This is a genomic window from Actinosynnema sp. NPDC002837 (genome assembly GCF_040295345.1).
In the GTDB taxonomy this organism is placed as follows: Bacteria; Actinomycetota; Actinomycetes; order Mycobacteriales; family Pseudonocardiaceae; genus Actinosynnema.
In genome coordinates this window covers 1-22885 of record NZ_JBEOVG010000030.1, presented here as the reverse complement: position 1 = coordinate 22885, position 22885 = coordinate 1, and the positions used below count along the sequence as shown (strand labels likewise).

Below are 22885 nucleotides of genomic sequence, written 5' to 3'. Positions count from 1 at the left end.
GCGCTACCCCCGCAGCGCCCGGACCACCCGCGACGGGCTCGGCCGGCCCAGCCGTTCGGCCATCCACGCGCTGGTGTCGGCGAGCTTGTCCAGGTCGACGCCGTGCGCCACGCCGAGCCCGTCCAGCATCCACACCAGGTCCTCGGTGGCGAGGTTGCCGGTCGCGGACTCGGCGTAGGGGCAGCCGCCCAGCCCGCCCGCGGACGAGTCGATCGTGCGCACGCCCGCCTGCATCGCGGCCAGCGTGTTCGCCAACGCCTGCCCGTAGGTGTCGTGGAAGTGCACCGCGAGCCGGTCGACGTCGTCGAATCCGGCCAGCAGCGCGGTCACCTGGCCCGGCGTGGCCACGCCGATCGTGTCGCCCAGCGAGAGCTGGTCGCAGCCCAGGTCCAGCAGCCGCTTGCCGACGCCGACGACCTGCTCGCGCGGCACGGCGCCCTCCCACGGGTCGCCGAAGCACATCGACACGTACCCGCGCACCGCCAGGCCTTCGGCCTTGGCCCGGGACACGACCGGGTCGAACATGGCGAACTGCTCGTCCAGCGACCGGTTCAGGTTGCGCCGCGCGAAGGTCTCGGTGGCGCTGGCGAAGATCGCGACGTGGTCCACGCCCGCCCGCAGCGCCCGCTCCAGCCCGCGTTCGTTGGGCACCAGCACCGGGTAGCTCACGCCGGGCCGCTTGACCAGGCCGGCCAGCAGCTCCTCGGCGTCGGCCAGCTGCGGCACCCACTTGGGGTGCACGAAGCTCGTGGCCTCCAGCACCGTGCCGCCCGCGTCGGCCAGCCGGTCGAGGAACTCCAGCTTGACGTCGACCGGCACGACCTCGGACTCGTTCTGCAGCCCGTCGCGCGGTCCCACCTCCCAGATCGTCACGCGGTCGGGCAGACCGCCCGCGCCGACCGTGTCCGGCAGACCGACTTCACGCGCGCCCATCTGTGACCCTGTCCTCCGTCCGGTGGTCGTCGGCCGGGTTGTCGTTGATCTCCCGGTACAGCAGCGAGTGCACCTTCTCCACCCGCGGGATGTCGTCGAACTCCAACGGCTCGTCCGAGGCCGACTCGATGATCAGCGTGCCGCAGCCGAGCAGCCGGTCCACCAGGGTGTGCTCGAAGCGGACGCTGTTGACGCGGCCGAGCGGGATGTCCAGGCCGGTGCGCTTGAACACGCCGATCCGGTACATCACGCGCTCGCTGGTGATGATGAAGTGCGTGGTGCGCCAGCGGACGACCGGCGCCAGGGTCAGCCAGGCGACCAGCACCGCGACGATCACCGCGAGCGCGATCCAGGCGATCGACGCCCAGGCGAAGTCGGCCACCTGCACCGCGAGGTAGGCGCCGACACCGACCGCGACGAGCAGCACGAGCACCGGGACGACCAGCGTCTTCCAGTGCGGGTGCCGGTGGATCACGACGTGCTCGCCGGTGCTGAGCAGGTCGTCCGGGTAGGCCACGACGGTCCCTTTCGGTGGCTCGGCTCGCCTCGGGTGCGGCTCGCCTCACCGTACCCGGAGGTGCACCACGTCCCCGGCGGAAACGGAGTGGTCGGCGCCCGCGTGGTCGCGCACCACCAGCGTGCCGTCGGTCTCCAGGTACCGGGCGGTGCCCAGCAGCGACTCGCCCCTGGCCAGCTCCACCCGCACCTGGCTGCCGAGCGTGGTGCAGTGCCGCCGGTACTCCTCGCGCAACGACGGCTCGTCGCCGTCCGCCCGCCGCCACTGCTCCTCCAGCGCGGCCAGCTCGCGCAGCAGCGTGATCGCCACCTCGGTGCGGTCCAGCGGTCCGGCGTGGTCCTCGAGGCTGGTCGGCAGCAGGCCGCCCGCGCCGGGCTCGACGTCCTCGGGCAGCTTCGCCACGTTGAGCCCGATGCCGACGACCACCGCCTGCGCCACGCCCGCGCTGGTCTCGGCCAGCACGCCCGCCGCCTTGGCGTCACCGACGAGCAGGTCGTTCGGCCACTTCAGGGACGCCTCGACGCCGACGCTCCGGGCCGTGCGGACCAACGCCACGCCCGCGAGCAGCGTCACCCACGGCAACCGGGCCGGTGAGACGTTGGTCGGGCGGAACAGCACGCTCAGGTACAGGCCGCCGGCGGGCGACGTCCAGCCGCGGCCCCGGCGACCCTGCCCCGCGGTCTGCCGTTCGGCGATCAGGACGGTGCGGTCGTGCGCGCCCCGGCTCGCCGCGTCACGCAGGTCGTTGTTCGTGGAACCGGTCTCGGCGACGACGTCGACCGTCGCGTAGGGGCCGATGAGGGCGGAGCGGAGGGCGGTGGCATCCAAGGTCACGGCACGCACCTTAGGAGCGACGACGCCGGCCCGCAGGGTCCGCGGGCGACCGCGGGTCCGCGCCGGAGGTCGCGACCCGCCCCACGCGCTTGTCGGAGCGGTGTGGATCGTGGGGCGGGTCGCGTGGACAAGCCTGCAACCTCCACCGCGCTGGAGGTCAACTCCGGCGTCCAGTGACCTGGGCTACTACGCCACGCGCGGACGTTACCGGCTGGTTAAGCTGCGGCGCTATGAGCAGTGCGACCGCCCCCGACGGCGAGGAGCCGGACGTCCACACCACGGCCGGGAAGCTCGCGGACCTCTACCGGCGCAACGAGGAGGCCGTGCACGCCGGTTCGGCGCGCATGGTCGAGAAGCAGCACGCCAAGGGCAAGAAGACGGCCCGCGAGCGCATCGGGCTGCTGCTGGACCCCGGCTCGTTCGTCGAGCTGGACGAGCTGGCGCGCCACCGCTCGACCAACTTCGGGCAGGAGCGCAACCGGCCCTACGGCGACGGCGTGGTGACCGGCTACGGCACCGTCGACGGCCGCCCGGTGTGCGTGTTCAGCCAGGACGTCACGATCTTCGGCGGCTCGCTCGGCGAGGTGTACGGCGAGAAGATCGTCAAGGTCATGGACCTGGCGATCAAGACCGGCCGGCCGATCATCGGCATCAACGAGGGCGGCGGCGCGCGCATCCAGGAGGGTGTCGTCTCGCTCGGCCTCTACGGCGAGATCTTCCGCCGCAACGTGGCCGCGTCCGGGGTCGTGCCGCAGATCTCGCTGATCATGGGCGCGAACGCGGGCGGGCACGTCTACTCGCCCGCGCTGACCGACTTCGTGGTCATGGTCGACCAGACCTCGCACATGTTCATCACCGGCCCGGACGTGATCAAGACCGTCACCGGCGAGGACGTCGGCTTCGAGGAGCTCGGCGGCGGGCGCACGCACAACACCAAGTCCGGCAACGCGCACTACCTCGGCGACAACGAAGAGGACGCCATCTCCTACGTCAAGGAGCTGCTCTCCTACCTGCCCGCCAACAACATGTCCGAGCCGCCCGTCTTCGACGCCCCGGACGACGTGGTGCACGGCTCGGTCGAGGACTCGATCACCGACGCCGACCGGGAGCTCGACACGCTCATCCCGGACTCCGCCAACCAGCCGTACGACATGCACGAGGTCGTCACCCGGGTGCTGGACGAGGGCGAGTTCCTGGAGGTCCAGCCGCTGTTCGCGCCGAACATCCTGGTCGGCTTCGGCCGGGTGGACGGCCACTCGGTCGGCATCGTGGCCAACCAGCCGACCCAGTTCGCGGGCTGCCTGGACATCGACGCCTCGGAGAAGGCGGCGCGGTTCGTGCGGACCTGCGACGCCTTCAACATCCCGGTGCTGACGTTCGTGGACGTGCCCGGCTTCCTGCCCGGCACCGACCAGGAGTGGAACGGCATCATCCGGCGCGGCGCGAAGCTGATCTACGCCTACGCCGAGGCGACCGTGCCGCTGGTCACCGTGATCACCCGGAAGGCCTACGGCGGCGCGTACGACGTGATGGGTTCCAAGCACCTGGGCGCGGACATCAACCTGGCGTGGCCGACGGCGCAGATCGCGGTCATGGGCGCGCAGGGCGCGGCGAACATCGTGCACCGCAAGGCGCTGGCGAGCGCGGCGGCCGAAGGCGAGGACGTGGACGCGCTTCGGGCCCGTTTGCAGCAAGAATACGAAGATGCCCTCTGCAACCCTTACGTGGCGGCCGAACGCGGCTATGTTGACAGTGTGATCCCTCCCTCTTTCACGCGTTCGTACGTCGCCAGGGCGCTGGCGGTGCTGCGCGACAAGCGCGAGGTGCTGCCGCCCAAGAAGCACGGGAACATCCCGCTGTGAGCGCCGCGCCGCACCTCCGGGTGGTGCGAGGCAACCCGGACGACGTCGAGTTGGCCGCCGTGACGGCGGTCGTGGTGGGCCTGGCAACGGCCGGCGGTCCCACCGAGGACGACGCACCGCGCCGGTCGGCGTGGTCGGACAAGTCCAGGCAGGTGCGACGACCTCTGCCGCACGGCCCCGGCGCGTGGCGGGCCTCGACCCTGCCGGGCTGATGTGCTGTGTTGGATAGCCGCTGCTCCGCAGACGGCGGCTCGGACGCCCGGAAGTCGGTCGTTCGCGCCCTCATTACCCGACGATCGAAGAGCGTGATCGCCGGGTAATGAGGACTCGAACGACCGACGCGTCCTCGCGTGGTGGTCAACCGTGCCCGCGACGCCGGCGAACGCCGCCGGTGGTTCCCGGCTCGGGCTAGCACTCCACGCGGCGGGAGTTGACCTGGGCGCCGTCGCCGAGCACCGAGACCTCGCGGCAGCGGGTGCCGTCCGGCACGTGCAGGCGCACCCGCATCCACATGGTGCCGACGCCGACCCGCGCCTCCAGCACCTCGACGCCCTTCGCGGCCACCGCCGAGGGCACCTCGTCGAGCCGCCGCAACGCCCGCGCGATGGACGTCACCTGGTCCATCACCTCGGACTCGACGCGGTCGCTGCCGTTCGCGAACGGCCAGAACGGCACGCCGTACCCGACCGGGTCCGTCGACACGACCCGGCCGGTCAGGACGAGGACCAGGACGGCCGGCGCCGCCCAGAGCCACCGGTACCGGCCTCGACCCCGGTCGTTCCGGCGGACCACCAGAGCCAAGCGCTGCACAACCCCGAGGCTGCCGAACCCCGTGACGGCGCGCATCGGTAGTTCTACGCACCGCGTGCGCCACGGCCTCCCGAAGTCACCTGATCAGGGGTTTCCGGTTCGGGATCGCGCACGAGTCCCGCGGCGCCCACCACCCGGCCGCCTTCCGTTCGGGCGTCCGCGGGCCGCGCCCTAGGCTGGACGTCGTGCGCTTCGTCCTCGCCTCCCAGTCCCCCGCCCGCCTGGCCGTGCTGCGTGCCGCCGGCGTCGAGCCGGTCGTCCGCGTGTCCGGCGTCGACGAGGACGCGCTGGCCGCCTCCCTCGCCGACCCGACCCCGGAAGAGCTGGTCACGGCCCTGGCGACGGCGAAGGCCGAGGCGATCGCCCGGGACGAGGACGACGACGCGGTGATCGTCGGCTGCGACTCGATGCTGCGCACCGCCGACGGCGAGGTGAACGGCAAGCCCGGCACGGTCGAGGTCGCGCGCGAGCGGTGGAAGAAGATGGCCGGCACCACCGGCGCCCTGCTGACCGGGCACGCCGTGCTGCGGATGAGCGGCGGGCGGGTCGTGGCCCGCGCGGTCGGGCACGAGACGACGCTGGTCCGGTTCGGCCGCCCCACCGACGACGAGCTCGAGGCGTACCTCGCGACCGGGGAGCCGCTGGGGGTCGCGGGCGCGTTCACGCTCGACGGCCTGGGCGGCTGGTTCGTGGACGCCATCGACGGCGACCCGTCCAGCGTCATCGGCATCAGCCTGCCGCTCACACGCGGGCTGCTGCGTCAAGTGGACGTCGCGGTGTCCGACATCTGGTAGCCGTTGTCACATTTTCCCTGATCCGGGAAGCTCGACGAAGGGCTTTCGCGTTGGGGGAGCTGTGGGTGAACTGCTGACGCGCCGCCGTCACATCGACTTCGGGCGCAGGACGAACACGGGTTGTCGCGGCTGACGCCGCCCCCGTCGTCCACCCCTGCGCAGCCAACCCGGAGCAGTCGTGTCGTTCGTCCGCAGTTACAAGAAGCCGAAGGTGTTCGGCTTCACCGTCCTCGCCGCGCTCGTCCTCGGCGCCCTGGCGGGGTACGTCGCCAAGAGCACCGGCCAGGAGTGGCTCACCACCACCCTCGGTTCGATCGGCGACGTCTTCACCAGCCTCCTGCAGTTCACCGTCATCCCCCTGGTGTTCACCGCGATCGTGGTGGGCATCACGAGCCTGCGCAGGCTCGGCAGCTCGCGCGCCGCGCGGCTGGGCGGGAAGACGCTGCTGTGGTTCGCCATCACCTCCCTCATCTCCGTGCTCATCGGCCTGGCCATCGCGTTGATCTTCAAGCCGGGCGCGGGCGTGCAGGTCGAGCCGTCCGCGGCGGCGGTGGAGAAGCTCGCCGCCCGTGACCCGGGCTCGTGGGGCACGCTGCTGGAGACCTTGATCCCGTCCAACCTGTTCAGCGCCTTCACCGAGGGCGAGGTGCTCCAGGTCGTGTTCGTCTCGGTGCTGGTCGGCTTCGCCGCGTACGCGCTGGGCGAGAGGGCCACGCCGTTCGTCGCGCTGACCCGCTCGGCGTTCGACCTGATCCAGAAGATCGTCGGCTGGATCGTGCTGCTCGCGCCGATCGGCGTGTTCGGCCTGATCGGCACGGCCTTCGCGACGTACGGCAACTCGTTCGTCCAGCCGCTGTTCTCGCTGATCGCGTCGGTGTACGGCGGGGCGCTGCTGGTGCTGTTCGTGGTGTACCCGCTGCTGCTGCGGTTCGTCGGCCGGGTGTCGCCGGTGACGTTCTTCGCCAAGGCGTGGACCGCGATCCAGTTCGCGTTCGTGTCCCGCTCGTCGGGCGCGACGCTGCCGTTGAGCAGGCAGACCGCCGCCAACCTCGGCGTGGACGACGACTACGCGTCGTTCGCCGTGCCGCTGGGCACGACCACGAAGATGGACGGTTGCGCCGCCGTGTACCCGGCCGTCGCCACGGTGTTCATCGCGAACCTGTTCGGCGTGCAGCTGGGCGTGTGGCAGTACGTGGCGATCGTCGCGGTCGCCGTGTTCGGCGCGCTGGCCACGGCGGGCACCACCGGCTGGTTCACCATGCTGACGCTGACCCTGGGCGCGGTGAACATGCCGCCGGAGGTCATCGCCACCGGTGTCGCGGTCGTCTACGCGATCGACCCGATCCTGGACATGGTCCGCACGGCCACCAACGTGACCGGCCAGATCACCGTCCCGGTCCTGGTCGCCCGCTCCGAGGGCCTGCTGGACGACGAGGTCCTCAACACCCCGAGCGACCCGCCCCTGCTGACCACCACCCCCACCCGCGAGCCCGTCCCCGCCTGACCGCTCGACCCACCCGACCTGGACGTAGGACACGCTCGTTCGCGAGTCCTACGTCCAGGTCGCGCGCGTCCTGCGTCCGGGACCCCTCACGCGCCGCAGTGGCGCAGGTCGGACGGGTCCGGCGTGACGGTCGGCCAGCCCGGCAACGACTCCGCCTCGCGCACGACCGGCGTGCACCCCAGCTCGCCGCCGTTGCCGGCGATCGAGAACACCTGCGCGAACCACCGCGAGCAGTCCACGCCCGCCTGGCACGCCCGCTGCACGGCCACCACGTCCGCGACCGCGTCGTGGTCCACGTCGTGCAGCGCCAAGTACGCCCCGCTGGCCACGTACGGCACCTGCGCCCGCGACCACGCGCCCGACCTGCGCACCAGCACCTCCCCGAGCACCTCGCCGCCGACCTCGCCCCGCACCAGGCACACCGCGACCTCGGCGTCGACGCACTGCAACGACGATTCGTCGATCCGGGCGCCCGAAGTGGCGATGGTCAACTCGAAGATGTTCGGCCCGGACGCCCCGCTGGTCCTGATCCGGCCCACGCCCTCGCCGACGACCAATTCCACTGAATCGACACCGACCTCCTGTTTCACCACCGAACGGCACGCCGTCGCGCCGCACCGCAATTCGTCCTGCGGCGTCACGGCGTCGGGGTCGGTGGCCGCGGTCGGGCGCAGTGACCAGGCCATGACCAGTCCCGCGACGGTGATGAGCACAGCTGCGCAAGCTGTCAGAAGCGCGGCGGCGGGCGGGCGTGTCACGATTTCCGATTGTTCCACCCAAGCGTGAGCTGTCTCTCGGTCTCCGGGTACTGACGGGTCACTAAACTCCGAACCCATTGCCGCTCAAAGTCCCAGCGTTGCCAGGAGGTAGGACGTCGTGTCGCTGCGCAAGGTCCTCGTCGCCAACCGCGGTGAGATCGCCGTCCGGGTCATCCGTGCCTGCCGGGACGCCGGCCTGACCAGCGTCGCCGTGTACGCCGACCCGGACCGGGACGCCCCGTTCGTCCGGCTGGCGGACGAGGCGTTCGCCCTGGGCGGCAGCACGCCCGGGGACAGCTACCTGTCCATCGACAAGCTCCTCGACGTGGCCAAGCGCGCGGGCGCGGACTCGGTGCACCCCGGCTACGGCTTCCTGTCCGAGAACGCGGACTTCGCGCAGGCGGTGCTGGACGCGGACCTGATCTGGATCGGGCCGACCCCGCAGGCCATCCGCGACCTCGGCGACAAGGTCACCGCGCGGCACATCGCGATGCGCGCGGGCGCGCCGCTGGTCCCCGGCACCAAGGACCCGGTCTCCGGCCCGGACGAGATCATCGCGTTCGCGCGGGAGCACGGTCTGCCGGTCGCGATCAAGGCGGCGTTCGGCGGCGGCGGTCGCGGCCTCAAGGTAGCGCGCACGCTGGAGGAGATCCCCGAGCTGTTCGACAGCGCGGTGCGCGAGGCCGTCACGGCGTTCGGCCGCGGCGAGTGCTTCGTCGAGCGGTACCTGGACAAGCCGCGGCACGTCGAGGCGCAGGTCCTGGCCGACCAGCACGGCAACGTCGTCGTCGTCGGCACGCGCGACTGCTCGTTGCAGCGCCGCCACCAGAAGCTGGTCGAGGAGGCGCCCGCGCCGTTCCTGACCGACGAGCAGCGGGCCGAGATCCACCGGTCGGCGCGCGCGATCTGCAAGGAGGCCGGCTACCACGGCGCCGGCACGGTCGAGTACCTGGTCGCGGTGGACGGCACGATCTCGTTCCTCGAGGTCAACACCCGCCTCCAGGTCGAGCACCCGGTCAGCGAGGAGACCGCGGGCGTCGACCTGGTGCGCGAGCAGTTCCGCATCGCCGCCGGCGAGGTGCTGCGGTTCACCGAGGACCCCACCCCGCGCGGCCACTCGATCGAGTTCCGCATCAACGGCGAGGACGCGGGCCGCAACTTCCTGCCCGCGCCCGGCACCGTCACCACGTTCACCTCGCCGTCCGGTCCCGGTGTCCGGGTGGACGCGGGCGTGGAGAGCGGCACGGTCATCGGCGGCCAGTTCGACTCCCTGCTCGCCAAGCTGATCGTCACCGGCGAGGACCGGACGCAGGCCTTGGAGCGGGCACGGCGCGCGCTGGACGAGATGGTGGTCGAGGGCATGGCGACCGTGCTGCCGTTCCACCGCGCGATCGTGCGCGACCCGGCGTTCGTCGGCTCCGAGGACGGCTTCACCGTGCACACGCGGTGGATCGAGACCGAGTTCGACAACACCATCGCGCCGTTCGCCGACGGCGCGGAGGCCGAGGAGGACGAGCCGCGGCAGACCCTGGTGGTCGAGGTCGGCGGACGTCGGCTGGAGGTCTCGCTGCCCGGTGACCTGGCGTTCGCCGGCGGTGGTGGCGCCGGTGGCGCGGCCAGGGCGGGTGTGAAGGCCAAGCCGCGCAAGCGGGGCGGCGGCAAGGGCGGCGCGGCGGTCTCCGGCGACGCGGTGGCCGCGCCCATGCAGGGCACGATCGTCAAGGTCGCGGTCGAGGACGGCCAGCAGGTCGAGGCGGGCGAGCTGATCGTCGTGCTGGAGGCCATGAAGATGGAGAACCCGGTCACCGCGCACAAGTCCGGCGTGGTCACGGGGCTGTCCGCCGAGCCGGGCGCGGCGGTCACCCAGGGCACGGTCCTCTGCGAGATCAAGGAATAGGCTCACCTGTGTGAGCGAGCGGGACATCCGGATCGGCGACGCGGAGCGTGAGCACGCGCTCGAACTGCTCGGCACGCACCTCGGCGAGGGGCGGCTGAGCGTGGACGAGTACGGCGACCGCTCCGCCCGCGTCGCCACCGCGAAGACCCGGGGCGACCTGTACGCGTTGTTCGGCGACCTGCCCGCGCCACGGCCGCGGTTCCCGCAGGTCGAGCCGCCGGAGACCCGGTCGCCGGTGTCCGCCCGGCGCACCGCCCCGCTCGAGTTCCGGGTCGGCAGCGCGGCGGTCACGGCGGTCGCGATCGTCAGCGTGGCGTTGTTCTTCCTGGCCAAGACACCGCTGGTGTTCCTGCTGATCCCCGCGGCGATGCTGCTGATCGGCCGGATGGGCAGGCGGTGAGCGCGCCGTCGCTGCTGCTGCTCGACCTGGACGGCGTGCTGCGGCGGTTCCCGCCGGACGGACCGGTCGAGGACGGTTTCGGCCTGCCGCGCGGCACGTTGGCGCGGGTGTCGTTCGCCCTGGCCGGTCCCGCGACCGCCGGCCGTGCCACGGACGAGGAGTGGCGCGCGGCCGTGCGGGAGCAGCTGGTCGTCGAAGGGCTCTCACCGGCGCGCGCGGCGGGCGCGGTGGCGGCGTGGACCCGGACCGGCGAGGTGATCGGCGAGGCGCTGGACCTGGTGCGGCGGGTCCGCAAGCGGTGCCGGGTGGCGTTGCTTTCCAACGCGACCGACCGGCTGCCGCGCGACCTGGCGGAGCTGGGGCTGGACCGCGAGGTCGACGCGGTCGTGTCGTCCGCGCGGCTGGGGGTGGCCAAGCCCGCGCCCGAGGCGTTCCGGCGCGCGTTGCGGGTGCTGCAGCACTCGCCGTCGGGGACGTTGTTCTGCGATGACAACGCGGTGAACGCGGAGGCGGCGCGGACGATCGGCATCGACGCCGTGCACACGCCGGACTTCCCCGCGTTGCACGAGGCGCTGTCGTCGCGCGGCTTGTTGGACGACGGCGTCGGCACGGGTCCGCCCGGGACCGCGGGTCCGTTGTTGCTGGTCCTGCACGACCGCGACGACGCGGAGGAAGCCGCGCGGGAGCTGGCGGCGGCCGGGTGGTCGCCGTGCGCGGTGCACAAGGACGTGCTGGCCGGAGAGGACGACCTGGAAGACGCCGACTGGGTCGTGGAGTTGACCACCGGTCCCGACGACCGGCTCGCGTCCGCCCACCGCGGCCTGCTCGACGAGCTGGCCGGGCGGTACGACGGGTTCGTCACGGACTGATCCCCCGGCGCTCGCGAGGTCGCGTCGGCAGGTCGAGCCTGATTTCGCGGCGATCACGCTTTACTATCGTCGCGAAACCAGCCTGCCGACTTCCGGGCGACCTCGCCCGTCCGAGCGGAGCGAGGACGATTCGGCATGGAGGCCGTCGAGATCAACGCGGGGGAGTTCTACCTGCGCCGACTCCGCGTGGACGACCGCATCGACGACCGGCCGGCGTTGGTGGGCGGTGGCCTCTGCCCCGACCTCGACGCGGCCGGCGCGCACATCGCCGAACGCGCGGACCAGTGGCACACCGACGAGTCCTGCTCCTGGGCCGTGTGCGACCAGCTCACCGGCACGGCCGTCGGCGAGATCTCCCTGTCCAGCACCGGTGAGCTGCACTGCTGGATCACGCCCGACCTGCGCGGCAAGGGCATCGCGACGCACGCGACCGGCGCCGTGCTGCGGTTCGGCTTCGGGTTCCTCGACCTACCGCTGATCACCGCCAGACCCCCGGACGACGCGGCCCGTCGCGTGGCCGAGAAGTGCGGCTTCACAGCCGAGGGTCCACTTGGCGTGTGGACCCGGCTACGGTAGGTGTCCATGAGGGCTGCTCGGGTGCTCACCGCCACGCTCTGCGCGTTGGCGATGGCCTCCTGCACGCCCGTTCCGGACAAGAAGGCCGACGGCCGGGTCGACGAACCGCTGCCCGTCGCGACGACCACCGTGCCGTCGTTGCCACCGCGACCGCGGGAGGTGCGGTTGGACGACGTCGACCCGTGCGCCGTGCTCTCACCCGAACAGCGCATCGCGCTGAGCCTGGACAACCCGCCGAGCGCATATGTGGAAGCGAGCTTCGGCAACGCGAAGGCGTGCACCATGCGCAGCAACATCAGCGGGAACGTCGTCCGGCTGGCGCTCGTCACAGTCGAGGGCGTCGGCGTGTGGCTCAGCGAGAACGCGCAGGTGCACGCCGAGCAGACCACGGTGGCCGGTTTCCCCGGCCTGACCGTGCGGACGCCCGGCATGGACAACGTGTGCAACGTCGAGGTGGACGTCGCGGAGGGGCAGTTCCTCGACGTGATGTTCCGCGACGGCGGTAACGAAACGGCGGCCAAGCAGGACACTCTGTGCCAAGGGGCGCAACGGGCGGCAGAAGCGGCGGTAGCCGGTTTGCTGCAACGGCGCTGATCCACGCGGGGGATGTGCGCTCCACCCACTCCCCGCTGTCGGACCGGGTGGCTAGAGTGACCTTGCGCGAGAACGGAATGGCGCGACGGGAACGAGGAAGGCGGGAGGTTGTCCATGCCGTCGGAAGACCACGGCCACGGCGCTGACACGGGCTCACCACCGCCCCTGTCGCACACCTTGAACGTCGAGCCCAGCGCGATCCCGAGCCTGCGCAACGCGTTCGCGGGCGCGTTGTCGAAGCTGGACGAGCAGATCGAGCAGGCGATCACCGAGGTCAGGGTCCGCCCGTGGGCGGGCGACCCGGTGAGCCAGGACGCCGCGGAGCGGTTCAACGAGCGGTCGCTCGAATCGGGCGACTCGGCGCTGATCGCGTTGGAGAACTACCAGCGGCAGCTCAAGTCGGCCATGGACGCGCTCACCCTGGTCGAGCAGCAGTACCAGTCCATCGAAGAAGACAACACCGGGTTGATGGGACAGCAGGGCAGCCGCTGAGCGCCCGGCGCAGGCAAGGGGAGCGTTCATGCCCGATGGACACCGCTGGAGCGGGTACAGCCACGAAGAGCTGTACGAGCAGATCAACTCGGGGCCGGGGCCCAAGGCCTCGCACGCCTCGATGGAGCGGTGGCAGGGCGTCTCCGCCGCGTTGACCGAGATCAACGCCGAGCTGCACAGCGGCGTGCTGAAGTCCGGCGCGTCCTGGGAGGGTTCGGCCGCGGACAAGGCGCGGATGGGCATCAACCCGCTGGCCGCGTGGGCGGACGACGCCCGTGCCGGCGCGGAGGTCATGCGCATCTCGGCCGAGCTGCAGGCGGACTACATCGCCAAGGCGCGCGCCGACATGCCGCCGCCGGTGAAGGTGACCGCGGAGGAGCCGAACCTGCTCGTCAGCGCGTTGACCAACCTGGTCGGCGGGCAGACGGACTTCGAGCAGCAGGAGAAGGCGCGCAACGCCGCCGAGCAGCGGGCGCGCGAGGTGATGACGACCTACGCCTCCAGCACCGTGTCGAACACCAGCACGTTGGGGCAGTTCCACCAGCCGCCGCAGTTGGTGATCAACGCGCCCGAGGTGGTGCGCAACGACTCGGCGGGCGTGTCCGGTCCCGGTTGGGGTTACGGCGGTCCGCGCGGTGGGCGTGGCGGCGGTCGGGGCGGGGGGCGCGGCGGTCGCGGCGGGTGGCGCGGCGGCTACTCGCCTCAGCGTCCGGCGCCGCAGCCCTCGTTCGGCGGTTCGACGGGCACGGCGTCCGTCGGGACGTCCGGTTCCACCAGGACTTCGTCGGCGGCGTTACCGGCGTCCGGGTCGGGTTCGGGGGTGTTCGGGCCCGGTGGTGTGGTCGGCGGTGGCGGTGCGGGTGGTCAGCAGGACAAGGACCGGCGCAAGGCCTCGTCGTCTTCGTCTTCTTCGTCGTCGTCCTCCGACACGACGAACGGTCAGCACGCCGCCGGCGCCAACCAGCAGTTGCTCCCGGGTGCGCCCGGTGGGCCGTTGCTGCCCAGCGGCACGACGTCGGTGAGCTCGGTGGAGATCGGGGCGTTCGCGGCGAGCACGCAGCACGCGGCGACGGCGGGGCCGGGCGGGTCGACGGGCTCGATGCTCGGCGCCGGCGGCCAGGTCGGCGGCCAGGACACCGTGCACAAGCGCAGCGTCCCGGCGCCGGCGCAGCCCGCGTTCGACCCGTTCGGCGGCCTGGGTGCGGCTCGTGGCGCGGAAGAGGAAGAAGATGCCACGCACGACGCAGCCGACTACCTTCGGCAGACGGACGACATCTACGGCATTGGCGGGATCATCTCGCCTCCGGTGATCGGGGAGAGCACCACCCACTGATGACGACGTTCGGCTTGGACTTGGGCAGCAACGACCTGCGCGAACCGGTGACGATCTCGGCGCTGGAGTTCGACGTGCTCTGGGAGCACCTGCGGCTGGAGACCATGCCGCTGGTGCTCAAGGTGCCGTCACCGGGCAAGACGCACGCGGAGCGGGCCGAGCTGGAGCGGCAGGCGTGGGGCGGGCTCGACCGTCGCGGGTTGGGCCGGCCGGTGTCGCTGGACCCGATGCTGGAGGACCTGCTGCACCTGCTGAACCGGCCGCAGCAGGAGGTGGACGGGCGGTTGTGGCTCGGCCACAGCGTCCGCGTGCTGGCGGCGGCCAAGGGCCAGTCCGGCGTGCTGGCGGTCCTGTCCCACGACCAGCTGACCCTGCGCCCGGCGTCCGCCGAGGGCCTCCCGCGCGAGGCCCTGTCCGTGCTCCCGCCGCTGGCCGCGGGCCCGGGCCACTCCGTCACCCTGCCGAGCGCGGACCTGGACGCCGCCGCGGCCCAGGCCAACACCGCGGACGACCTTCAGCAGGCCCTCTTGGCGCGCGGCATCCGGCAGGAGGACGCCCGCACCCTCGCCGACATGTTCCGCGACGCGGGCAACCGCGGCCAGTTCGGCGCCGCGAGCCGTGACAAGTGGGGCAAGCGCGTCCGCCAGGAGCACGTCGTGTCGTTCTTCGACAACCCCCACGGCCGCTACATCCAACTCCGCCGGGCGACCCCGGGCCAACAACCGTGGAGCACCGTCTCCCCCGTCGACGCCCGCCGCCTGATCCAACACCTGGAATCCCTGACCAGCGCCTGAGCGGCGGGTCGAACCCCAGGACGGGCGAGTTCAACGCTCCCGGACCGCCACGGGGCACACCCGCGCGCCCGCCTGAGCTCGGCGGTCCCGGACGTCGGGCTCGCGCGTTCGAACGTGGCACGCCCGGGGCCCGCGCGCTCGACGCTCGGGCCCCGGGCGTTCGACACGCCGGGCCCAGGTGTTCGACGCGCGTGGGGTCAGGGGCCGATGCCTTGGCAGGGGCGCGTGCGGAGGTCGGAGACGTAGTCGTCCGGGGCGCCCGCGGCTTCGGCGGCGTCGGCGACGACGCCGATGTAGCGGGCCGAGGGCAGACCGCCCTCGTAGGCGTCCAGGACGTAGAGCCAGGCGGTCACCGAACCTTCCAGGGTCTGGACGCGCAGGCGGATCTTCTTGTAGAGCCCGAGGGCGCCTTCCCAGCGGTCGAGGCGGGACTCGTCACGCGGGCTCACGTCGTAGAGCACGCAGAACACCTGGGAGTCGGGGTCCTCGACGATGGTGGCGAGCGCGCCCTCCCAGCCCAGGTCCTCGCCACCGAACGTCAGACGCCATCCGGCGAGCCACCCGGTCCCCGCCATCGGGGAGTAGGGGGCTCGCTCCATCATCTGGTTCGGGTCCATGTTGGACCCGTACGCGGCATAGAGCGGCACGACGACAGCCTAGCGACCTCGCGATCACCGCGAGGTACCAGAAGACCGGACGACACACCCCGACACCCGACCGCGTACGGTTACCAGCGGCTGCAACCGGCGCAAACAGCGCCGAAGACCACGAGGAGGACGTGTCGTGACCCGCATCGTCATCATGGGCGGTGGCCCCGCAGGTTACGAGGCGGCACTGGTCGCGGCCCAGCACGGGGCCGACGTGACCATCGTGGAACGCGAGGGCCTCGGTGGCGCCTGCGTGCTCTACGACTGCGTGCCGTCGAAGACGTTCATCGCCTCCGCGGGCGGCCGCAGCGCCTTCCGCAACGCCGGTGAGCTGGGCATTCGCACCAACAACGCGGAAGCGGCGGTCGAACTGCCGGTCGTGCACGGACGGGTGAAGGGCCTGGCGCTCGCCCAGTCCGCCGACGTCCGGGCCCGCCTCCAGCGCGAGGGCGTGCGGATCGTCAACGGCATCGGCAAGTTCTGCGACAACGCCCGCGGGCTCGCCCAGCACGAGGTCGTGACCATCGCCGAGGACGGCACGAAGGAAGTCCTCCCGGCCGACGTGGTGCTCATCGCGACGGGTGCGACCCCGCGCGTGTTGCCCGGCGCCGAGCCCGACGGCAAGCGGATCCTGACCTGGCGGCAGATCTACGACCTCCCCGAGTTGCCGGAGCACCTGGCCGTCATCGGGTCGGGTGTCACCGGTGTGGAGTTCGCCTCCGCGTACACGGAACTCGGCGTGAAGGTGACCATGGTCTCCAGCCGCGATCGGGTGCTCCCCCACGAGGACGCCGACGCGGCCGTGGTGCTGGAGGACGTGTTCGCCGAACGCGGCACGGCGGTGGTCAAGCACGCCCGCGCGGACCGGGTCGAGAACGTCGGCGACGGCGTCCTGATTCACCTGGAAGACGGTCGCACGATCGAGGCGAGCCACGCCCTGATGACGGTCGGCTCCGTCCCCAACACCGCCGACCTCGGCCTGGACAAGATCGGCATCGAGCTCGGCCGCGGCGGGTACATCCCGGTCGACCGGGTGTCGCGGACGAACATCGCCGGCGTCTACGCGGCGGGCGACTGCACGGGCCTGCTGCTGCTCGCGTCCGTCGCCGCCATGCAGGGCCGCATCGCCATGTGGCACGCGCTGGGCCAGGGCGTGAGCCCGATCAGGCTCAAGACGGTCGCGGCGAACGTGTTCACCAACCCCGAGATCGCCTCCGTCGGCATCAGCCAGCAGGCGATCGACTCCGGCGAGGTGCCCGCCCGCACGATCATGCTGCCGCTGGCCACCAACCCGCGGGCCAAGATGGAAGGCCTGCGGCGCGGTTTCGTGAAGCTGTTCTGCCGCCCGGCGACGGGTGTGGTCATCGGCGGCGTCGTGGTCGCGCCGAACGCCAGCGAGCTGATCCTGCCGATCACGCTCGCCGTGCAGAACCAGCTCACGGTGGACGACCTGGCGACCACGTTCTCGGTCTACCCGTCGCTGACCGGCTCGATCACCGAGGCCGGCCGCCAGCTCATGCGCCACGACGACCTCGACTGACACGCACCGGGAGAACGGGGCGCCGCCCGGTGGCGACGCCCCGTCGGGGTCACTCCACCCAGTCGAAGGTCCTGGTCACGGCCTTCTTCCACTGCGCGTAGGTCTTGGCCCGGGTGTCGTCGTCCATCGCCGGGTCCCACTGCTTGTCCTGCGCCCAGTTCTGCCGGATGTCGTCCTCGGACTCCCAGAACCCGACCGCCAGGCCCGCCGCGTAGGCGGCGCCGAGCGCGGTCGTCTCGTTGACCACCGGCCTGATCACCGGCACGCCCAGGATGTCCGCCTGGAACTGCATCAGCAGCTCGTTCACGACCATGCCGCCGTCGACCTTCAACGACTTCAGCGGCACGCCCGAGTCGGCGTTCATCGCGTCGATCACCTCACGGGTCTGGAACGCCGTCGCCTCCAGCACCGCGCGGGCCAGGTGGCCCTTGTTCACGAACCGGGTCAGGCCGACGATCGCGCCGCGCGCGTCCGAGCGCCAGTACGGCGCGAACAGGCCGGAGAACGCGGGCACGAAGTACGCGCCGCCGTTGTCCTCCACCGTCCGGGCGTGCTCCTCGATCTCGGCGGCCGTCGTGATCATCCCGAGGTTGTCGCGCAGCCACTGCACCAACGAGCCCGTCACCGCGATCGAACCCTCCAGCGCGTACACCGGCGCCTGGGAACCGATCTTGTAGCAGACCGTGGTGAGCAGGCCGTTCTCGCTCATCACCTTGTCCGTGCCGGTGTTGAGCAGCACGAAGTTGCCGGTGCCGTAGGTGTTCTTGGCCTCGCCGGGCGACAGGCACGCCTGCCCGAACGTGGCCGCCTGCTGGTCGCCGAGGATGCCCGCGATCGGCACGCCGGCCAGCGCGCCGCGTTCCCGGACCTTGCCGTACTCCTCGGACGAGGACCGGATCTCCGGCAGCATCGACAGCGGCACGCCCATGTCGGCCGCGATGCCCTCGTCCCAGCTCAGCGTGTCGAGGTCCATCAGCAGCGTGCGGGAGGCGTTGGTGGGGTCGGTGACGTGCACGCCGCCGTCCACACCGCCGGTCATGTTCCACAGCACCCAGGTGTCCATGTTGCCGAACAGCAGGTCACCGGCCTCGGCGCGCTCCCGGGCGCCCTCCACGTTGTCCAGGATCCAGCGGATCTTGGGACCGGAGAAGTACGTCGCCAGCGGCAGGCCGGTCTTGTCCCGGTACCGCTCCTGCCCGCCGCCCAGAGCCGCCAGGTCCTGGCAGATCTTGTCGGTCCGGGTGTCCTGCCAGACGATCGCGTTGTACACCGGCTGCCCGGTGGTCCTGTCCCAGACGAGCGCGGTCTCGCGCTGGTTGGTGATGCCGACGGCGGCGATGTCGGCGGTGGTCAGGTCGGCCTTGGCCAACGCGCCCGCGGCCACCTGCCTGGTGTTGGTCCAGATCTCGTTCGCGTCGTGCTCGACCCACCCGGCCCGGGGGAAGATCTGCTCGTGCTCCTTCTGGTCGACGGAGACCACGCGACCCGAGTGGTCGAAGATCATGCACCGGGTGGACGTCGTGCCCTGGTCGATCGCGGCCACGTGCTTCGTCATGCGCTGGAGTCCTTTCAGACCGGGAGAACCAGGTACAGGAGACCGGCGAGCAGGCCGCCGAGCAGCGGACCGACCACCGGCACCCAGGCGTAGCCCCACTCGGCGCTGCCCTTGTCGCGGATGGGCAGGACCGCGTAGGCGATGCGCGGGCCGAGGTCGCGCGCCGGGTTGATGGCGTAGCCGGTCGGCCCACCGAGCGAGGCGCCGATGCCGATGACGACGAACGCGACGCCGGCGTAGCCGAGGGCGGCGTTGCCCAGCTGCGGCACGCCGTCCGCCGCACCCTTCGCGGCCGGGCTCAGCAGGACCCACGCGACCAGCACGAACGTGCCGATCACCTCGGTCACGACGTTCCAGCCGGCCTTGGGGATGGTCGGGCCGGTGCAGAAGATGCCACGGGTGCCCGCCGGGTCGTCGTGCGCGTCGAACTGCGCCTTGTAGGCCAGCCACGCGAGCACGGCGCCGATGAACGCGCCGACCAGCTGACCGGCGAAGTAGATGGGCACGTCGTCCCACGGTGTCTTGTCCGCGACGGCCAGGCCGAGGGTCACCGCGGGGTTGAGGTGCGCGCCGCTCGGCGCGGCGATGCTGGCGCCCGCGAAGACCGCGAAACCCCAGCCGATGTTGATCAGGAGCCATCCGCCGGTGTTGCCCAGCGTGTCCTTCAGGACCACGTTGGCGACGACACCCGCACCCAACAGGATCAGGATCGCGGTGCCCAGCATCTCCCACACGAAGATCGAGCCACTGCTCACTCGCCGACCTCCTCGCCTTGACAGGAGGCAGCACGGTCCGGGTCCGGCGGCGCTGCCCACCCCACAATGGGGCATGACGCTAGTTCCGACCTGATCAGTTGTCCACGGGTGGCGTACCGACGGGTAACGTGGTCGAGTCAGTCCTGGTCCGCCCGGTCGGTTCGAGCATCAGGGAGGCGTCAGTGGTCACGCGCGAGCAGTACCCCGCCACCGCGGGCCGGCTGGGGCCGCTCGAACGCTCCCAGTCCTGGGACCGGCTCGGCGCGGAGACGTTCGACCTGGTGATCATCGGTGGCGGCGTGGTCGGCGTCGGCTCCGCGCTGGACGCCGCGACGCGCGGCCTGCGGGTGGCGCTGGTCGAGGCGCGCGACCTGGCCTCGGGCACGTCGAGCCGGTCGTCGAAGCTGTTCCACGGCGGGCTGCGGTACCTGGAGCAGCTGGAGTTCGGGCTGGTGCGCGAGGCGCTGCGGGAACGCGAACTCATGCTGACCCGCCTGGCACCGCACCTGGTCAAGCCGGTGCCGTTCCTGTACCCGCTGACGCACCGCGGGTGGGAGCGGCCGTACACCGCGGCCGGGCTGCTCATGTACGACACGATGGGCGGCGCGCGGTCCGTGCCCGGGCAGAAGCACCTGACCAGGGCCGGTGCGCTGCGGCTCGTGCCCGCGTTGCGGCCCTCCGCGCTGATCGGCGGGATCCGGTACTACGACGCGCAGGCGGACGACGCGCGGCACACCATGATGGTCGGCCGCACGGCGGCGCACTACGGGGCGGTCGTGCGGACGTCCACGCAGGTCGTGGGCTTCCTGCGGGAGGCGGACCGGGTGTCCGGCGTGCGGGTGCGCGACGTGGAGGACGGGCGGGAGACGTCCGTGCGGGCGCACGCGGTGATCAACGCGACCGGGGTGTGGACCGACGAGCTGCAGCGGCTGTCCGGCAGTCGCGGCCGGTTCCGGGTGCGCGCGTCGAAGGGCGTGCACATCGTCGTGCCGCGGGACCGGATCGTGTCCGAGTCGGGGTTGATCCTGCGCACGGAGAAGTCGGTGCTGTTCGTGATCCCGTGGCGGAATCACTGGATCGTGGGAACGACCGACACCGATTGGAACCTGGACCTGGCGCACCCGGCGGCGACCCGGTCGGACATCGACTACATCCTGGAGCACGTCAACTCGGTGCTGGCGACGCCGTTGACGCACGACGACATCGAGGGCGTGTACGCCGGGCTGCGGCCGTTGCTGGCGGGTGAGAGCGAGTCGACGTCGAAGCTGTCGCGCGAGCACGCGGTGGCCCGGGTGGCGCCCGGGTTGGTCGCGATCGCCGGCGGGAAGTACACGACGTACCGGGTGATGGGCGCCGACGCGGTGGACGCGGCCTCGGTCGACCTGCCGGGGCGGATCCAGCCGTCGATCACGGACAAGGTGCCGCTGATCGGGGCGGACGGTTACCACGCGCTGGTGAACCAGGCGGACCAGTTGGCGACCCGGTACGGCCTGCACCCGTACCGGGTGAGGCACCTGCTGGACCGCTACGGGTCGTTGGTGCACGAGGTGCTGGGGTCGGCGGACGCGGAGCTGCTCAAGCCCGTGCCCGGCGCGCCGGACTACCTCCAGGTGGAGGTGGTCTACGCCGCGTCGCACGAGGGTGCGCTGCACCTGGAGGACGTGCTGACCCGGCGGACCAGGATCTCGATCGAGTACCCGCACCGGGGCGTGGAGTGCGCGTTGCCGGTGGCGCGCCTGATGGCCGGCGTGCACGGCTGGGACGACGCCATGGTGGCGCACGAGGTGTCGGTCTACACGGCCCGCGTCGACGCCGAGCGCGCGTCGCAGGCGGAACCCGACGACCAGGCCGCCGACGCCGTCCGCTCGGCCGCCCCCGAGGCCCGGCCGGAGATCGTGGAACCGGTGAGCTGACGGTGGTCGGGGTCCCGGTCGGGCGCGGAGCAGCCGCCCGCGCCGGGACCCCGCCACCGGCGAGGACCCCCGCAGAACGCGCAGGGGTCCGGCGCCACCGGCGACCGCCTCCCTCGGTGCCGGGCGATTATCCGTAGTAGTCCGCCTCGACGGCCGCGATCACGCGCTTGTCCTTGTACTCGGTGACGTTCAGCAGCACGCCGGTGCCGTTGCCGCGGTTCCAGTACGAGATGCTCTCCGCACCGGTGGTCCACGGCTTCGACGTGACCGCGTTGGGCCTCTTGTCCTTGACGTTCCAGGTGCGGAGCTGCCCCGGGTCCTTCTTCCCGGCACTGCTGGAGAACCACACCGTGTCGCCGCGACTCACCGCCCCCTGCATGGAGAAGAAGTGGGTCCGGTACGCGTCGTGGGTGCGCAACCCCGTTCCGGACAGCTGACCAGAGGCCGGGAACTCGAACCGGAACAAGCGGCACTCGTCCGGCGGGCACGCGCCGGGCGAATTCGGCTTCGACCACTGGGACACCACCAGCAGGTTCGGCTGAACGGAGCGGTCGAGGCCCAGCGAGGAGAACTGGCCAACCGCCTTGCCGGTGATCCGACCCGTCTGGATCATCACCAAGGACGCCGTGGCGAGCGGGTCCTTCTTGTCGGTCTTGTAGACCTTCTCCCAGTCGAACACCCGGATCTCCCTGGTGCACGCCACCAGCAGGTACCGTCCGTACCACACGGAGCCGCCCGCGTGGCAGGTCACGCGCGCCCAGTCGGAGCCCTTCGGCTCCACCAGTGAGATGTGCTTGTACCCCTCGTTCGCGAAGTTGGGCAGGAACGTCACCCGGGCGTGGTCGGTCCCTTTCCGATAAGAGGTCACGGCGAGGGCCTGGCGACCGTCGTAGTGGTTCGTCGGGTCGGCGTCCGAGGTGCTGGTGACGCCCTGGGGCATCCACGCGTTGTTGGAGTCGGACGACTTCTGCCCCTTGTCGGGGTGGTCCCAACACCGCAATGTCACGACCGATCGGAGTTTCTCGGCCGCCTTCTTCTCGCTGTCGTCGCAAGGCTCGGTGGCGCGCCCGCGGCCCGCGACCAGGTCCTTCACCGGGACCCGTCCGCCGGCGAGCCGCTTCTCCACCTTGGCGACCCGCCCGCTCATGCTCGTCAGGTCCACCTTGAGGTCGAACTGCGCGGTGCCGAGAATCGGCGTCGGCGTCGGCGATGCCGCCTGGGCCGCGGCCACACCCGGCGTCAATCCCGGGCCGAGCGCCCCGACCAGCCCGAAGATGAGCGTGAGCGTCACTGCTCTTCGCATGTGATCCCCCTGGATCGTCGCACGGGTCCGGCGGTGGTCGAGCACCGCGGGACCTCATCGTGGTCGGACGACCTGGGGAGAATCTGGGGCGGAAGTGCGGCCCTCACGCGCTCGCCGACCACGCGACTTCGACCGCCGCGTGGTCGGCGAGCGCCGGGACCGGGTCAGGCCAGGGCGGCCAGGGCCGCGTGCACCATCACGCGCA

At 71.6% G+C, this 22885-nt stretch carries 23 protein-coding genes; 14 read left to right on the top strand and 9 right to left on the bottom strand.

What is annotated here, in order from left to right; translation table 11 throughout:
• Positions 1-3: 3 nt before the first annotated feature.
• The 3 genes from ABTZ99_RS21265 to ABTZ99_RS21255 are packed head-to-tail and all read right to left on the bottom strand — an operon-like array spanning position 4 to position 2284.
• Entirely contained in the window at positions 4-933 is a 930-nt protein-coding gene (locus ABTZ99_RS21265; protein ID WP_498780479.1) for a hydroxymethylglutaryl-CoA lyase, read from the bottom strand.
• Positions 920-1450, bottom strand: a complete 531-nt coding sequence (locus ABTZ99_RS21260) for a PH domain-containing protein (protein ID WP_498780481.1) — start codon at positions 1448-1450, stop codon at positions 920-922. Before ABTZ99_RS21260 ends, ABTZ99_RS21265 begins: the two co-directional genes overlap by 14 nt.
• A gap of 45 nt (positions 1451-1495) precedes the next feature.
• Positions 1496-2284 carry a biotin--[acetyl-CoA-carboxylase] ligase gene (locus tag ABTZ99_RS21255; protein ID WP_498780482.1) on the bottom strand — a complete coding sequence of 263 codons (789 nt, stop codon included), beginning with the start codon at positions 2282-2284 and terminating at the stop codon, positions 1496-1498.
• A 230-nt stretch (positions 2285-2514) separates the two neighbouring features.
• Here ABTZ99_RS21255 and ABTZ99_RS21250 point away from each other — a divergent pair, with 230 nt between their 5' ends.
• Positions 2515-4146, top strand: coding sequence for an acyl-CoA carboxylase subunit beta (locus tag ABTZ99_RS21250; RefSeq protein ID WP_498780483.1), 1632 nt, complete (start codon positions 2515-2517; stop codon positions 4144-4146).
• Complete coding sequence (locus tag ABTZ99_RS21245; RefSeq protein ID WP_498780485.1) at positions 4143-4358, top strand: acyl-CoA carboxylase subunit epsilon; 216 nt, start codon at positions 4143-4145, stop codon at positions 4356-4358. The genes ABTZ99_RS21250 and ABTZ99_RS21245 overlap by 4 nt, the downstream gene beginning before the upstream one ends.
• Positions 4359-4554: 196 nt before the next feature.
• Here the strand turns inward: ABTZ99_RS21245 and ABTZ99_RS21240 are convergent, their stop codons facing one another.
• Entirely contained in the window at positions 4555-4956 is a 402-nt protein-coding gene (locus tag ABTZ99_RS21240; RefSeq protein ID WP_498780487.1) for a hypothetical protein, read from the bottom strand.
• A 185-nt stretch (positions 4957-5141) separates the two neighbouring features.
• Here ABTZ99_RS21240 and ABTZ99_RS21235 point away from each other — a divergent pair, with 185 nt between their 5' ends.
• Positions 5142-5750: a Maf family protein gene (locus tag ABTZ99_RS21235; protein WP_499613227.1), complete on the top strand. Its 609-nt coding sequence runs from the start codon at positions 5142-5144 to the stop codon at positions 5748-5750.
• Between the two features lie 178 nt (positions 5751-5928).
• On the top strand, positions 5929-7254 hold the full coding sequence (locus tag ABTZ99_RS21230; protein ID WP_499613224.1) for a dicarboxylate/amino acid:cation symporter: 1326 nt from the start codon (positions 5929-5931) through the stop codon (positions 7252-7254).
• 86 nt (positions 7255-7340) lie between these two features.
• On the opposite strand, the gene ABTZ99_RS21225 is transcribed toward ABTZ99_RS21230, so the two are convergent.
• Complete coding sequence (locus tag ABTZ99_RS21225; protein ID WP_499613221.1) at positions 7341-7967, bottom strand: hypothetical protein; 627 nt, start codon at positions 7965-7967, stop codon at positions 7341-7343.
• Between the two features lie 163 nt (positions 7968-8130).
• On the opposite strand from ABTZ99_RS21225, the gene ABTZ99_RS21220 reads away from it, so the two are divergent.
• The 8 genes from ABTZ99_RS21220 (at position 8131) to ABTZ99_RS21185 (ending at position 14967) form a co-directional block, all read left to right on the top strand.
• Entirely contained in the window at positions 8131-9909 is a 1779-nt protein-coding gene (locus ABTZ99_RS21220) for an acetyl/propionyl/methylcrotonyl-CoA carboxylase subunit alpha (protein ID WP_498780493.1), read from the top strand.
• A 10-nt stretch (positions 9910-9919) separates the two neighbouring features.
• Positions 9920-10309 carry a DUF1707 SHOCT-like domain-containing protein gene (locus tag ABTZ99_RS21215; RefSeq protein WP_498780495.1) on the top strand — a complete coding sequence of 130 codons (390 nt, stop codon included), beginning with the start codon at positions 9920-9922 and terminating at the stop codon, positions 10307-10309.
• A complete protein-coding gene (locus tag ABTZ99_RS21210) occupies positions 10306-11178 on the top strand; it encodes an HAD family hydrolase (RefSeq protein WP_499613217.1) in 873 nt (290 codons plus the stop codon). The genes ABTZ99_RS21215 and ABTZ99_RS21210 overlap by 4 nt, the downstream gene beginning before the upstream one ends.
• Before the next feature lie 135 nt (positions 11179-11313).
• Positions 11314-11754 (top strand): GNAT family N-acetyltransferase, encoded by a 441-nt coding sequence (locus ABTZ99_RS21205; RefSeq protein ID WP_498780498.1) that lies wholly within the window; start codon positions 11314-11316, stop codon positions 11752-11754.
• A gap of 6 nt (positions 11755-11760) precedes the next feature.
• The gene (locus tag ABTZ99_RS21200; RefSeq protein WP_498780500.1) at positions 11761-12348 is read left to right on the top strand and encodes a DUF3558 domain-containing protein; all 588 of its coding nucleotides are present in this window, start codon (positions 11761-11763) and stop codon (positions 12346-12348) included.
• A gap of 114 nt (positions 12349-12462) precedes the next feature.
• Positions 12463-12840, top strand: a complete 378-nt coding sequence (locus tag ABTZ99_RS21195) for a transcriptional regulator (RefSeq protein ID WP_230570428.1) — start codon at positions 12463-12465, stop codon at positions 12838-12840.
• 28 nt (positions 12841-12868) lie between these two features.
• Complete coding sequence (locus ABTZ99_RS21190) at positions 12869-14173, top strand: PPE domain-containing protein (protein ID WP_499613213.1); 1305 nt, start codon at positions 12869-12871, stop codon at positions 14171-14173.
• The gene (locus tag ABTZ99_RS21185) at positions 14173-14967 is read left to right on the top strand and encodes an ESX secretion-associated protein EspG (RefSeq protein ID WP_498780503.1); all 795 of its coding nucleotides are present in this window, start codon (positions 14173-14175) and stop codon (positions 14965-14967) included. The genes ABTZ99_RS21190 and ABTZ99_RS21185 overlap by 1 nt, the downstream gene beginning before the upstream one ends.
• A 197-nt stretch (positions 14968-15164) precedes the next feature.
• Here the strand turns inward: ABTZ99_RS21185 and ABTZ99_RS21180 are convergent, their stop codons facing one another.
• A complete protein-coding gene (locus ABTZ99_RS21180; protein WP_123745455.1) occupies positions 15165-15614 on the bottom strand; it encodes a gamma-glutamylcyclotransferase family protein in 450 nt (149 codons plus the stop codon).
• A gap of 136 nt (positions 15615-15750) precedes the next feature.
• On the opposite strand from ABTZ99_RS21180, the gene ABTZ99_RS21175 reads away from it, so the two are divergent.
• Positions 15751-17154 carry an NAD(P)H-quinone dehydrogenase gene (locus tag ABTZ99_RS21175; protein WP_498780504.1) on the top strand — a complete coding sequence of 468 codons (1404 nt, stop codon included), beginning with the start codon at positions 15751-15753 and terminating at the stop codon, positions 17152-17154.
• A 49-nt stretch (positions 17155-17203) separates the two neighbouring features.
• On the opposite strand, the gene glpK is transcribed toward ABTZ99_RS21175, so the two are convergent.
• Both glpK and ABTZ99_RS21165 read right to left on the bottom strand, forming a co-directional pair.
• The gene (gene glpK / locus ABTZ99_RS21170; RefSeq protein WP_498780505.1) at positions 17204-18709 is read right to left on the bottom strand and encodes a glycerol kinase GlpK; all 1506 of its coding nucleotides are present in this window, start codon (positions 18707-18709) and stop codon (positions 17204-17206) included.
• 14 nt (positions 18710-18723) lie between these two features.
• Complete coding sequence (locus ABTZ99_RS21165; RefSeq protein WP_498780506.1) at positions 18724-19464, bottom strand: MIP/aquaporin family protein; 741 nt, start codon at positions 19462-19464, stop codon at positions 18724-18726.
• A 182-nt stretch (positions 19465-19646) separates the two neighbouring features.
• On the opposite strand from ABTZ99_RS21165, the gene ABTZ99_RS21160 reads away from it, so the two are divergent.
• A complete protein-coding gene (locus ABTZ99_RS21160) occupies positions 19647-21377 on the top strand; it encodes a glycerol-3-phosphate dehydrogenase/oxidase (RefSeq protein ID WP_498780581.1) in 1731 nt (576 codons plus the stop codon).
• 127 nt (positions 21378-21504) lie between these two features.
• On the opposite strand, the gene ABTZ99_RS21155 is transcribed toward ABTZ99_RS21160, so the two are convergent.
• Entirely contained in the window at positions 21505-22680 is a 1176-nt protein-coding gene (locus ABTZ99_RS21155; RefSeq protein WP_499613207.1) for a hypothetical protein, read from the bottom strand.
• Positions 22681-22885 lie beyond the last annotated feature (205 nt).

What these genes read in the sequence shown, in the direction of transcription:
- ABTZ99_RS21265 (WP_498780479.1), bottom strand. Translation starts at nt 933, where the DNA reads ATGGGCGCGCGTGAAGTCGGTCTGCCGGACACGGTCGGCGCGGGCGGT.
- ABTZ99_RS21155 (WP_499613207.1), bottom strand. Translation starts at nt 22,680, where the DNA reads ATGCGAAGAGCAGTGACGCTCACGCTCATCTTCGGGCTGGTCGGGGCG.
- glpK (WP_498780505.1), bottom strand. Translation starts at nt 18,709, where the DNA reads ATGACGAAGCACGTGGCCGCGATCGACCAGGGCACGACGTCCACCCGG.
- ABTZ99_RS21205 (WP_498780498.1), top strand. Translation starts at nt 11,314, where the DNA reads ATGGAGGCCGTCGAGATCAACGCGGGGGAGTTCTACCTGCGCCGACTC.
- ABTZ99_RS21195 (WP_230570428.1), top strand. Translation starts at nt 12,463, where the DNA reads ATGCCGTCGGAAGACCACGGCCACGGCGCTGACACGGGCTCACCACCG.
- ABTZ99_RS21200 (WP_498780500.1), top strand. Translation starts at nt 11,761, where the DNA reads ATGAGGGCTGCTCGGGTGCTCACCGCCACGCTCTGCGCGTTGGCGATG.
- ABTZ99_RS21250 (WP_498780483.1), top strand. Translation starts at nt 2,515, where the DNA reads ATGAGCAGTGCGACCGCCCCCGACGGCGAGGAGCCGGACGTCCACACC.
- ABTZ99_RS21185 (WP_498780503.1), top strand. Translation starts at nt 14,173, where the DNA reads ATGACGACGTTCGGCTTGGACTTGGGCAGCAACGACCTGCGCGAACCG.
- ABTZ99_RS21190 (WP_499613213.1), top strand. Translation starts at nt 12,869, where the DNA reads ATGCCCGATGGACACCGCTGGAGCGGGTACAGCCACGAAGAGCTGTAC.